Below are 12,168 nucleotides of genomic sequence, written 5' to 3'. Positions count from 1 at the left end.
GACATTACCTCCGTCTATTTTAAAGTTTAAAGCTGGCGCTGTCAATTATAAAGTATGCATCACAAGACCCTTGTTATTTCAGAATTACATTACCCACCGCTTGGGCGACGAGTGCTTCCCCATTCGGTTCGGAATGGAGCATGTTGAGATACATACAGGACAGCTGAGCTTCGGCATAATTCTTGAAGTAATTGAAGGCTGCACCGTTGCTGTCGCTGTCGCTCATGCCGTATTTCTGAACGGCGATTTTCTTTAAGAGGGCTGATGTTTTCTGAGCAGACGGGGAGCTGAGGACCCAATCGTGGTCGCCGAGGTGAACGATATAGCCTTCCTGACGATGCGGTGCCGGAAGACCGTCGCCCATCTTATTGAGGGCGCCGTAGGCAATGGGATCTTTCTGAGCGATGATGGCCGCCGCTTTGATCCACGATACGACGTCGGCTTCCCCTTTGGCATCGTTCGGTGCGCCGTGGGCACAGGCCTGAGCGACGACTTCTTCCGCCGGCAGGCTGCGGTACATCGATTCGGCAATGGACAGGACGTGATGAGCGCCTTGACCGGCAATGGTGTATTCCTTTAAGGACGAGCCGTCGGCCTGCCACTGGAATACGAAGGGTTTCATGATATCGTGGAGGAGCTGACCGGCTAAGGCAATGTCAGACTTCACGCTGTAGCAGAACACTTCTTCATAGGTACGGATGATGCTTTCCGTAATATGGACGTTGGCACTGACGTGGGTGGACAGGCCGCCCGGATAGGGATGGTGGCTGCCGTAGCCGCTGCCCGGTGCCGTCATGAAGGGCTGTACCTTACCCGAGAAGGGCGGCAGCAGATGCTGGACGTCGATTTTTCCGGTATCGATAAGACCGGCTGCTGCCAGCTTCGAATAGAGCATGCTGATGGACGAAGCCGACGTATATTGCTGCATGAACATCGGCGTCGGATGTTGGATCATGGTCGTTACCGTATCGCGCAGCCAGCCGTCTTTCAGTTGACGAGCCTGTTCCAATATGTAAGAATAATTACGGGTAACCAATTTCGATGCTTTGGCACAGACTTCGGCGTCTTTCGGCAACTGGCTAAACGATACGGGCGTCAATTCTTGTTTTGAAAGACTCGACCCGCTCCCTTTCGCCAAAGAAAGCCCGGGCATGGAGAATAAGGCCGCACCTACAGCCGTTCCTGCAGCCATCTTCAAAAATGTCCGTCGTGAAAAATTATGTTGTTCCATGGTATAATCCCTCCTAAAAGTACAAACTAAGGACAGTATAAGTCCGTTTTGTATAAAAAATGTATATGCTGAGAAAAGATAAAGAAAAAATAAATAGCGAGGGATAATTTTACAAAAAAGCGATTCTTTCTTTACCCAAAGGCCACATTTTTTACCTATACTGATAAAAAAAGCAAGGAGGTTTTTCTTATGTTTGGTTTAGGTGTTCCTGAATTAGTCCTCATTTTAGTCATCGGTCTGGTCATCTTCGGGCCGGGCAAACTGCCCAGCATCGGCAATGCCCTCGGCAAGAGCCTGAAGGAATTCAAAGAAGCCGTCCACGAACCGGCCGCTGCCAAAGAAGACATCAAAGAAACGGTTTCCGAAGCCGTATCGCCGGCGTCGACTGACAATCATGGAAAGTAAAGAAGCCGTCATGCCCCTCACGGGGCATCTGTCGGAACTGCGCCGCCGCCTCATCATTTCCATCGCCATGCTGGCCGTCGGCATGATTCTCAGCAACTTTTGGCTCGATGAGATCATGGCCTTTCTGTCAGCGCCGGCAGGAAAGCTCTATTTTATGAAACCGGCCGAAGCCTTTTTCATCTATTTCAAAGTCATGTTAACTGCCGGCGCCATCATCACCGCGCCGGTTCTTTTTTACGAATTTTGGGCCTTTTTGGTCCCGGCCTTTACGACCCACGAAAAGCGCCTGCTCTTCTTTTTAGTGCCGACGTCCTTGAGCCTCTTCCTGTCGGGCATCGCCTTCTCGTGGTTCATCGTCCTCCCCAGGGGGCTCCAGTTTTTCCTCAACTTTTCGTCAGATGCCGTCCAGCCCCTGCTCTCCATGGAAAGCTACCTCAATTTTGTCTTCATGCTGGTCTTGCCCTTCGGCCTCATCTTCAACCTGCCCTTGGTGCTCATCGTCTTGGCAAAACTCGGCCTCATCAGCTCGGACATGCTGGCGAAAAAGCGGAAATACATCATTCTCCTATCCTTCGTAGCCGCTGCCGTCATCACGCCGACGACGGATATTTTATCGCAGTGCCTCTTAGCCATGCCCATGATCGTCCTCTTAGAAATCAGCCGGCTGATCATCAAATACGGCCTGCGGACCTGACAGACTCATACCCCTTCAGACTGCCCTTACGCGGCAGTCTTTTTTTATGGTATACTAAGGGCGAACGTCGTACAGACGAATCCAGATAAAAGAGGCATTCCCATGGAAAAACATTTTGATATCAACGAAGAGGGCTACAGCGTCCGCTGCCGGCTCTTCGTTCACGACAGCCATAAAAATGAACGCACCTTCGACCACGTAGCCATCGTCACCCACGGCTTCGGCAGCAGTAAAGACACGGCCGGCACGGCCCACTTTGCCGAACAGCTGACCTCGAAGTATAAAGATTTTGCCGTCATCGCTTTCGACTGGCCCTGCCACGGTGAAGACGCCCGCAAAAAGCTGGCCGTTCCCGAATGCATGACCTATTTGACCTTGGTCACAAACTATGCCAAAGACACGTTGGGCGCGAAATTCCTGTACAACTATTCCACCAGCTTCGGCGCCTATCTCACCCTGCGCTACATCCTCGAAGTCGGCAATCCTTTCCGAAAAATCGCCCTGCGCAGCCCCGGCGTCAACATGTATGACAGCATGAGCAACCATATCGCCGAAGAAGGCTTCGCCAAGCTCAAAAAGGGCAAGGAAATCCAAGTCGGCTTTGAACGGAAAATGAAAATCGACCAGGCCTTCATGGATGATTTAAAGAGTTTTGACGTCAATGACCACGAATACTTCGACGTCGCCGACGACATCCTCATCATCCACGGGACGAAGGATGAAATGATTCCCATCGCCTTATCCCGGCAATTTGCCGAAAATAACGTCATCGAATTCTACCCCGTCGAAGACGCCAACCACCCCTTCCAAAATCCCAATCATATGGCCCTGGCCATCCATAAGATCATCGAATTCTTCCAACCGGAATCGTAATAATCCATCAAAAAAACGACCTGTTGACGAAAGCATCGTTCTTTCATCAACAGGTCGTTTCGTATATCATCGTCTTTTAAAAGGAACCTCCGCGGCCGCCATGGCCGCCTCCGCCTCCTCCCAGATTGAAGCTTCCCGGCCCGCTGTCATCGTCATCACGACGGCGAGGTTTGGGAATGCGCTGTACCGTGAGGAATAAGAAGGTATCGGTCTGCTCAGACAACTGGAAGCTGTGCGAATCAAAATAGGTATCGGCAGCCGTTGCCCTTCGGACGTTGCTCATCCTCATGATGAGGTAGCTGCGGAAGATCATGGCAGCCAGCGCGGCCAAGACAGCCGCCGTCGCCAAATCCAGCCATTGATAAGCATCGTCCTTATCATAGGCCTTGCCCTGATCGTTATAGTAGGCCAAGAGCTGGCCCGACGAATGGGCATATTCCTCGAAGGCCTCCATGTAATTTCCCTTCTTTAAGAGGGGCAGGACGGCATCTTCGATATGCTTCAACCCATCCGTATCGCTGACCTTGTCGCGCATGGTACGGTCCGTCACGATATACCACTGGCGCTGGTCCATGGCTACCACGAAGACCATATTGCCATTTTTTCCATCGCCGTACTGCTCATCGAGGACATGGTCGGCATAGTCACCGATTTTCATGCCGTGCGTCGAACGAACGATGTAAACGGCCAGGCGCACATCGTAGGTAAAGTTGACGTTCTTTAAGGACCTCTCCAGTTGGCTTTGCTGCGACTTCGTAAGGACGCCGGCCTGATCGACGACATTGGGAACGCCTTCCGCCAGGGCCGTCCCCATGAGGATCAAAAAGGATAGGACCAACAGGGCCGTCCGCATGATAGTTTTCAACACAAGACTCCCCCCCTTATATTGGCCACGGTTTACCACCCATAATGGCGTGAACAATCAGATAGAATACCGGCAGCGTAACCAGCATGGCGATCAGAAAAGCCCAGTAGGATTTCACCTTATCATAGGGCAGAGAACCGACGAAGCGGCCCGTCTGGCCGTTCATCATAAAGGTATAGGGCTTGTCCTGATAGCGCGTCGTCAAGATCCATACCGGTGCCATAGCGTATTCCACCGAGTCTTCATCTTTATGGACGAAGCCCCCTTCGAAGGAGCGGCGCTGATGATTGACGACGGTATTGCTGAGGAGGTCAAAGGAACTTTTCTCTAAGCGGGAATCGGCCCGAGGCACGGCGGCTTCGGCATCGACGTCGTACTTATCGGCTAAGCAGCCGGCAAAGTAGGCCGAGTTAAAGGGCACGATTTCGCTGTAGTCAAAGGGCTCGATACTCTCCATATAGAGGTCATTGATTTTCTTACTGCCGTCGACGGGAATCCGGTTGAAAGTCAGCTGACCGATGCGGTCGCACTGATAGACCCTTGTCTCGACGATGCGTTCATGTTCCGTCTCAAGATACGAATCGTCTTCAGCCCGAAAGGAGGCCGACGCCGTAACTTTGGCATTGAACAGCCAAAAAGGGACGTACATGGGCTGAACGTCTTCGATGCGGTTGTTCACCGTAAAGGCCTTGGGAAGGAGCCAATGGCCTCTATAGAATCGTTTCAAGGCCGCCACGGCCTCGTCTTTCGTCTTTTTAAAAGGAATGATGAAGTCGGGCCGCAGCATCCCCGAAAAACGACTGGGAATGAGGGTCGGATTGCCGCAATAACAGCATTCGGTAGCCATCGTATTGTCATCGCAGACGATTTCAGCCCCGCAAGAAGAGCAAGTATAGCCCTTCAGCCGGGCCGCTTCCTCATCGCTCCATTCGTTGCCGGCCTTTTCGGTCTGCCACTTAGCCTGTCGGGCCGCATCGGCTTCAGCCGCCAATTGTTCCTTTTTCGCGTACAGCCCTTCGAGTATGGCGACATCGAATTTCGTACCGCAGTAGTCACAGGTGACAGTCTGCGCCTCGGGCTTAAATTGAATCGGCGCCCCACAGTGAGGGCATTTATAACTGACTGACGTATCGGCCATGGGAATCACCTCAATCTTCAGGTTTCTTCGTACCGCAGTTCATGCAGAATTTCCCCGTATTCCCTTGTTGGCCGCAGGACGGGCAGGTCCAGTCCGGTGATTCCACCGGTTTAGGCTTGCCGCAGTTGGTGCAGAATTTCCCTTCGTTGCCGCTGTGACCGCAGGACGGGCAGGTCCAGGAAGCAGCAGGTTCCGGTTTCGGCTTCCCGCAGTTCATGCAGAATTTCCCCGTATTCCCTTGCTGACCGCAGGAGCAGGTCCAGCCCGTCTCCGCTGTCGGAGTCGCTGCCGGTGCTTGAGCCTGTTGGCGGGCCGCCAATTCCTGAGCCAATCCGGCACCGGCCTGACCGGCCATATTCATGCCCATATAGCCCATAGCCGCGCCCATGGCACCTTCGTTTCCGGCAGCCGTCCGCATAGAGTCCGCCGTAGCGTCGACCAAGGTCCCCAGTCCGATATCGGGGCGGCCCATGGTCATGCCCATCTGAGCCTTCTGGATCTTTTCTTCATCTTCTTCATTGGCCTTGACACTGTTCATTCCCATGGAGACGATTTCAATGCCCCGCAAATCGCGCCACTTCGGCGATAAGACGTCGTTCAGGGCCTGCGTCAGTTCTTCCGTATGGCCCGGAATCTGCGAGTAGTCGATGCGCAGGGCCGACAATTTAGCAAAGGCCGGTTGGAGTGCCGTAAGCAGTTCCGATTTCAGCTGGCTGTCGAGACGGCTGCGGTCATAAAAATCCGCTTCATTGCCGGCAACATTCGTATAGAACAAGATGGGGTTCACCATGCGGTAGCTGTACTCGCCAAAACAGCGCAGGCGCACGAGGAGCGCAAGGCCCGTCGTATCGTCATAGGTCTTAAAAGGCACTTCACTGGGCGTACCGTACTTATTGCCGATAATTTCCTTTAAGTTGAAATAGTATACCCGTTGGTCCTTTCCGGCGTCGCCGCCAAAGGTAAAGCGTTCCTTCATCTGCGACAGGAGCTGATGCAGCATTTCGCCTAAATCCCCGGCGTAGTCCCCGGAAAAGATAGACGGTTCCGTCGACGTATCGTAGGTATATTCCCCTGATTCGGCACAGACTTCGACGACCTTCCCCGATTCGACGATCATCATGCACTGGCCGTCATTGACGGCAATGCGCGAGCCGTTGGAAATGATGTTGTCTTCGCCTGACGTATTGCTGCTGCGGCCGAACCGGCTGATTCGCTTTTGGCCCTTAGCCATCAAAATCGTTTCGTTCAGGCTGTCACAGTAAAAGAACTCTTTCCACTGGTCGCCCAAGACACCGCCTGCGGCGCCGATAGCTGCCTTAATTAAGCCCATAAGAAATACCTCCTACATATATGTGATATTATTTTAAACTACTTTTATGCTTCAGCCAGCGGCGGCTGCCGAAGAGCAGGACCGCCAAAAGACAGACCATCAGACAGACGGCTATCAGGCTGTGGGGGTTAAAATGGATGAGGTCGTAGCCCAGCCAGACTTCCATACAGACGGCGAGGATTTTCCCGGCCATGGTCGCTGCACCGTGTTCGGCAAAACCGATGCGGCTCAGGGCTGCAAAGGCCGTGACGACAAAGTTGGGAGAATAGGGAATGGCCCGAAAGAAGAAGACCAGCTTACAGTCGATTTTCCCGTTGAGCTGCGACAACCATCGGCTCTTATCGACTAAGGCCTGGGCCTTATGCCGAAAGACGTAGCGCATGATGATGAAAGCCAATACGTTGCCGATGACCTGCCCGGCCCAGGAGATGAGAATCCCCGGCACGAGGCCGAAGAGGATGCCGTTGACGGTGACGAACTGGACCGACGGCAAACCGGTCATATTGGTCAGCACGATGAGCAGGATCATGATAAAGACGGCTACGCTGCCAAAGGACGAGATATAATCGGTCAGTCCCGGAATATCATGCTGCAGCGTCAGCTGCCACAGGGTGCTGTAAAAAGACGGCATAAGCCAATGAATGGCCAGACAGATGCCGACCAGCAGTACCAAGGTCAAAGGCTTCATCAAATTGGCAATCATCGTTCGATTCATAACAGGTTCCACTTCCCATAATCATAGATTCACGCTTAATTTCATTTTATAGCAAAGAAGCTAAAGGCACAAGGCAAAAACAGCATTTTCCCGTAAGAGCAGCCGGTTCCCATCGCCCTCGGTGCCAAGAGTCCCCGGAACTTTTTCAAGGATAGAGGACGAGGCGAACGTCCATGTCATGGTGTCTTAAAAAGTCACGTACAGCCTTTCGAGCAACGTCTAAGGCTTCTTCCTTGGGATAACCGAAGATACCTGCTGAAATAAGGGGAAAAGCGATAGACTTACAATTCGCTTCCGCGGCCAAGCCTAAAGCCGTCTCATAACAGCTGTACAAGAGTTCCCTTTCGCCTTGCCCTCCTCCCTGCCAAACGGGACCGACCGTATGGATGATGTATCGGGCCTTCAGGCCATAACTCTCGGTAAGGACCGACTGCCCTGTCGGACAAGGAGCCTTGGCCAGACATTCTTTTTGAAGTTCATCAGCCCGCGTCCCGACGGCGCGGAAAATAGCCCCGCAGACGCCGCTTCCGGCCAGCAATTGAGAATTGGCCGCATTGACGATAGCGTCGGTGTCCATGGTAACGATATCGCCGTGAACGATTGAAAAAGCCATAGAAATCACTCCTTTTAAAAAGTATCTCCGTAGGGAATATTGAACTAAACAAAGAGGACTGCCGCTCGAGCGGCAGTCCTCTCTCATTCATGCTCCGGCCGTCGAACTGGCAAAGCTATGTTTACTATCCAACGGTACGGACTAACAATCTTCGTCCCAGGCGTTGATGACGACCGGTTCCGTTTCCAGCATGGCCGTCTGATCCGGGCTGAAGTGGCGGCGGTCGATGACGGCTTCATAGACGTATTCTTTAAAATACTTGGCCGAGCAGACGAAATAGCCCTGATCGCCGACGTCTTTGCCCCAGGAATTTTCGATTTTCCAGCGGTCGGCTTTGCCGTCGCCATCGAAGTGGACGCCCGTGAGCAGCATGGCGTGCGTCGCCGAACTGCTGCCGTACTGCAGGCGTTCTCCCTTAGGCATGTCTGTCGAAAAACCGCCTAATAAGGCTTCATACTGAACGCTGTCCGGATCCCAGACCCCGTCTTTTCGAGCCCCGAAGGCACCGGCATCGCAGGCAAACCACACGGCCTGGCCAGCTTTCAGCTGTGTGATGCACAAATCTTCCAGCTCTTCTTGGGACAGGTGGAGGGCTTCCATATCGGAGCCGGCCATATTTTCAATCCCATGGAAGCGGATGAGGCGATGAAGGGGCTTATCCGGCGTCGGTTCGTGGATGACCGGTACGTAATCGCGAAGGGAGATGCCGACGTACTTTTGGTAAAACTCCTGCGGCGTCAGATTCCGTTCTTCGTGATAGACCTTGTCCTTGTCGCGATAGGCGAAGTCAAAGGTCTGGACGGGCTGACCGAAGGCGATGCATTCGGCCTTATAGATTTCAGCCAACATTCCCTGTTTACGTCCATAAGGATCTTTGCCGGCCAGGACCAATTCCCGCAGCTCCATGGCGTCTTTGCGCAGGAGGCGGTTCATCATGGCCACGAAGCGGTCCGTATGGTCCGACTGGTACGATTCGGGCTGGACCTGTTTAGGAACGACGCCGTATTTTTCGATGAGGTCTACGGCTTCCGTCCAGTAGCCGCCGTCGGTCATGCCGCGCAGGACATACTGCATAGCCTGTCCCTTGATCGGTTCATGGGCATTTTCAATGACCATTTCCAAGAAGTTGTTTGCTTTTTCTAATTTGTCATAAAAAGAGAGGTAGTTCTGTGACAGTTCAAAGCTGTCGAGACGGCAGGTTTCAGCCACCTTTTCCCGGAGGATATTGAGGGCCGCAAAGAGCCAGCAGCGCCCCGATTTCTGTTGGGCCGTAATCCCTCGGGTCACGACTTCGACGGAAAAGGCGCCTTTTAATTTCGCCCCCGCTGCGGGAACGTAGGAAAGTTCCGCCATATCGGTCTTAGCCAGGGCCGAATGGAGGACCTGAGCTTCTTTATCGGATGCATAGGCCTTGTGAAAGCCCTGTAACAAGTCTTGCGTAATTTCTTTCATGGTACCTCCTATTTCTGTAACGTATAAGCCCGTTTGGCGATTTCAATGACCGTTTCGCAGGCTTTGACCAAAGACTCAATGGGCAGGTATTCGAAACGGCCGTGGAAGTTGGCACCGCCCGTAAAGAGATTGGGGCACGGCAGGCCGCGGAAGGAGAGCTGAGCCCCGTCGGTACCGCCGCGGATGGGAGCGACTTCCGGCGTAACGCCGACGGCTTCCATGGCCGTCTTAGCCAGGTCGACGACGTCCATATGACCGTCTTCGATTTTTTCCAGCATGTTATAGTAGACGTCCCGTTCGTCGAGGTCCACCGTCCCTTGGCCGTATTTATCGGTAAAGAGAGCAGCCATCTGCCGCAGGAAGGCCTTTCGCTGTTCAAAAAGTTTCCGGTCGTGGTCGCGGATGAGGATGTGCATCGTGCACGTTTCGACGTCGCCGTTCAGTTTATAGACGTGGAAGAAGCCTTCATGGCCTTCGGTGTATTCCGGTTTTTCCCCGGCCGGCAGGAGCTGCTGCCATTCAGCGGCCATGGTCAGGGCGTTTTTCATCTTGCCCTTGGCATCGCCGGTATGGACGCTGCGGCCGTGGAAGGTAATGGTCCAATTAGCAGCGTTGAAGTTTTCATATTCAAGACCGCCCAATTCGCCGCCGTCGACGGTGTAGGCAAAGTGAGCGCCGAATTTTTCGACATCGAACAAGGCAGCACTGCGGCCCGTTTCTTCGTCCGGCGTAAAGCCGATGCGAATCTTGCCGTGCTTCACGTCCGGATGTTGGATCAAATATTCGACGGCGCTGACGATGGCCGTGACGCCGGCCTTGTCATCGGCACCGAGGAGGGTCGTGCCGTCGGTGAACAAGATGTCCTGACCCTTATATTTGAGGATTTCCGGGAAGGATTCCGTCGAAAAGACGATGTTCTTTTCTTCATTCAAGACGATATCCTTGCCGTCGTAATTATCTTTGCGGACGACCTTGATGTCCTTCCCCGAGGCATCGGGGCTGGTATCGACGTGAGAAATGAAGCCGACGACGGGGCCGTCGACGCCGTTAGCAGGCAAGGTGGCCATGACGTAGCCGTGTTCATCGATGGAAACGTCGGAAAGGCCGAGGCCTTTCAATTCTTCGGCTAAGGCTTTGGAAAAGACGAGCTGGCCCGGCGTACTCGGGCAAACGGCGTCATTTTCTTCGTCCGACTGGGTATCAAAAGAGACGTATTTCAAAAAACGATTGATCAATGCATCGCGATGGAGCATGGTAACACTTCCTTTTCTGTACTACAATATTACGCCTCTATTATAACAAAAAAGAAGGATCGCTGCATTAAGGCCCCTTCAAGCCCTTCTGTGCAATCCTTCTTTCAACATCCTATGCCATCGCTTATAATACTTTGACTTGCTGATTCTTTTCGCCGAACTGTTCCATCAAGAGGTGCTTAATGGATTCCCGATCGGTCCCCTTTTCTTCTTCCTGCTTGATTAATTTATAGGCTCCGAATAAGGGCGACGGGCCGATTTCAGAACTGAAGAAGCCGATGCCCTGATTCCAGGCAATGAGTTCGAATACGTCGTCTAAAGCCCTAGAATCGATGCCGTGGATATAGGCTTTGACCAGTTCCCGCACAGCCTGGCGATGGCGGCCGGCACCGACGGCATTGGCCAGGGACAACATGAGCCGTATTTCATAGGGTAGGTAATGGCGTTCGTCGTTCCACGTTTCATCCCAGAATTCGACGGCAATGCGGCCCAAATTCTTATCGATGATGGGGAAATTCAAGAGGGCTGCCGGACCGAAGGGCTTCTTCCCCGATGCCGCCTTGGCTTCACGGCGATAGAACCAGATGTGGTATTCATGAGGCTGTACTTCTTCGACATAGTATTCAAATCCCCGGTCGGTCATGGCTTCATAGAGCGGGTACGGTTCAAAACTCTGGATGAGGTGCAGTCCGCTGCCGGCTTCAACCTGGTCGGCCTGTTTGAAGAGGCCCTGGGAAAAGTTGCCCTTCGCCTGACGCAGATCGATGACCTTAAACTGTTCTTTTTTATCTTTCCATTCGTTATACATAGGAATACCTCCTGACGCAATCTCTTATCTTCATAAGCTCTCGCTTGATGATCTTATCCTACCAGATTATGTACAGGAGGTATGTTGCTTTTCTAACGCTTTTTGATTTTTATTTTCAGAAATAAAATTTCTGTCGGAGCGAGCTGACCCGAGCGGATGAAAACAGACTTACCCTCAATCTTCCTCCGATTCCACCAGATCTGATTGGCTCTTTGCCCTTGACAAGTCGTCCCTCATCCATGTCAGCCAGCGAATATCCTTGCTCAGTCGGTACTGCAGGAGGTAGCCTTCGTAAGAGGTCAATAGCAACCGCGACATCCCTTCCGCCTTCCCTTCCGGCACCCCCGACTGACGAAGGACGGTTTGAAACAAGACCCGTATCTTTTCCAGTCCCTGTAAGAAGGCTGCTGCCAAATCCGGTTCGCTAAAGGCGATTTCCATGCCCAGCACCGAAAAGGGACACCCATAAAAACGGCCTTCTTCGGCCTCCTGTATCATAGTCGCTGCGACGCCTCGTATAAAAGGTTCCCAAGCTCCTTCCCGGTCGGCGATCTCTTCCATCATCCCCAAGACCCGTTTTTCATAAAATTCCGCAGCTGCAAAACCGACGTCTTTTTTACGCTTGAAATAAAAATAGAATGAGCCCTTGGTTGAACTGCTACCCGTCAAGTAGACACTCGAAAAAACATAAATAGATTTTGTTTCTGCCACCGGTTTCCGGTGGCAGTTTTTTATGCTGCCAGCCAATAGCTGGCATGTTTTTCCATTGGCGTTACTACTCCCAGATTTCT

Annotated in this window: 13 protein-coding genes; 3 read left to right on the top strand and 10 right to left on the bottom strand. The window is 52.7% G+C overall.

From position 1 onward, the window contains the following. Window positions 1–73: 73 nt before the first annotated feature. Window positions 74–1,231: a twin-arginine translocation signal domain-containing protein gene (locus tag UCI88_RS07835; RefSeq protein ID WP_256179391.1), complete on the bottom strand. Its 1,158-nt coding sequence runs from the start codon at window positions 1,229–1,231 to the stop codon at window positions 74–76. 189 nt (window positions 1,232–1,420) lie between these two features. Between UCI88_RS07835 and tatA the strand changes: the two genes are divergently transcribed. From tatA to UCI88_RS07820, 3 genes are all read left to right on the top strand, one after another. Then, entirely contained in the window at window positions 1,421–1,636 is a 216-nt protein-coding gene (tatA, locus tag UCI88_RS07830) for a twin-arginine translocase TatA/TatE family subunit (protein WP_225069192.1), read from the top strand. Beyond that, window positions 1,626–2,330 (top strand): twin-arginine translocase subunit TatC, encoded by a 705-nt coding sequence (gene tatC / locus UCI88_RS07825; RefSeq protein WP_044503510.1) that lies wholly within the window; start codon window positions 1,626–1,628, stop codon window positions 2,328–2,330. Before tatA ends, tatC begins: the two co-directional genes overlap by 11 nt. 102 nt (window positions 2,331–2,432) lie before the next feature. After that, a complete protein-coding gene (locus UCI88_RS07820; RefSeq protein WP_256179392.1) occupies window positions 2,433–3,203 on the top strand; it encodes an alpha/beta hydrolase in 771 nt (256 codons plus the stop codon). Between the two features lie 76 nt (window positions 3,204–3,279). Here the strand turns inward: UCI88_RS07820 and UCI88_RS07815 are convergent, their stop codons facing one another. The 9 genes from UCI88_RS07815 to UCI88_RS07775 form a co-directional block, all read right to left on the bottom strand. Beyond that, the gene (locus UCI88_RS07815; protein WP_049917285.1) at window positions 3,280–4,071 is read right to left on the bottom strand and encodes a TPM domain-containing protein; all 792 of its coding nucleotides are present in this window, start codon (window positions 4,069–4,071) and stop codon (window positions 3,280–3,282) included. A 13-nt stretch (window positions 4,072–4,084) separates the two neighbouring features. After that, on the bottom strand, window positions 4,085–5,206 hold the full coding sequence (locus UCI88_RS07810) for a TFIIB-type zinc ribbon-containing protein (protein WP_256179393.1): 1,122 nt from the start codon (window positions 5,204–5,206) through the stop codon (window positions 4,085–4,087). A gap of 10 nt (window positions 5,207–5,216) precedes the next feature. After that, window positions 5,217–6,536: an SPFH domain-containing protein gene (locus UCI88_RS07805; RefSeq protein WP_256179394.1), complete on the bottom strand. Its 1,320-nt coding sequence runs from the start codon at window positions 6,534–6,536 to the stop codon at window positions 5,217–5,219. A gap of 28 nt (window positions 6,537–6,564) precedes the next feature. Next, complete coding sequence (locus UCI88_RS07800) at window positions 6,565–7,251, bottom strand: TVP38/TMEM64 family protein (RefSeq protein WP_225069186.1); 687 nt, start codon at window positions 7,249–7,251, stop codon at window positions 6,565–6,567. Between the two features lie 145 nt (window positions 7,252–7,396). Then, complete coding sequence (locus UCI88_RS07795) at window positions 7,397–7,864, bottom strand: macro domain-containing protein (protein ID WP_044503506.1); 468 nt, start codon at window positions 7,862–7,864, stop codon at window positions 7,397–7,399. Between the two features lie 141 nt (window positions 7,865–8,005). After that, window positions 8,006–9,316 (bottom strand): C1 family peptidase, encoded by a 1,311-nt coding sequence (locus UCI88_RS07790; RefSeq protein ID WP_256179395.1) that lies wholly within the window; start codon window positions 9,314–9,316, stop codon window positions 8,006–8,008. 8 nt (window positions 9,317–9,324) lie between these two features. Continuing rightward, entirely contained in the window at window positions 9,325–10,569 is a 1,245-nt protein-coding gene (pepT, locus tag UCI88_RS07785; RefSeq protein ID WP_044503504.1) for a peptidase T, read from the bottom strand. A 124-nt stretch (window positions 10,570–10,693) separates the two neighbouring features. Then, window positions 10,694–11,377: a DUF2249 domain-containing protein gene (locus UCI88_RS07780; protein WP_044503503.1), complete on the bottom strand. Its 684-nt coding sequence runs from the start codon at window positions 11,375–11,377 to the stop codon at window positions 10,694–10,696. Window positions 11,378–11,551: 174 nt separating this feature from the next. After that, the gene (locus UCI88_RS07775) at window positions 11,552–12,046 is read right to left on the bottom strand and encodes a TetR/AcrR family transcriptional regulator (RefSeq protein WP_330024169.1); all 495 of its coding nucleotides are present in this window, start codon (window positions 12,044–12,046) and stop codon (window positions 11,552–11,554) included. Window positions 12,047–12,168: the final 122 nt, after the last annotated feature.

The organism is Megasphaera massiliensis, assembly GCF_036305205.1.
GTDB lineage: Bacteria > Bacillota > Negativicutes > Veillonellales > Megasphaeraceae > Megasphaera > Megasphaera massiliensis.
The sequence above is the reverse complement of the archived record's forward strand: the minus strand, read 5'-3'. Positions and strand labels throughout refer to the sequence as shown.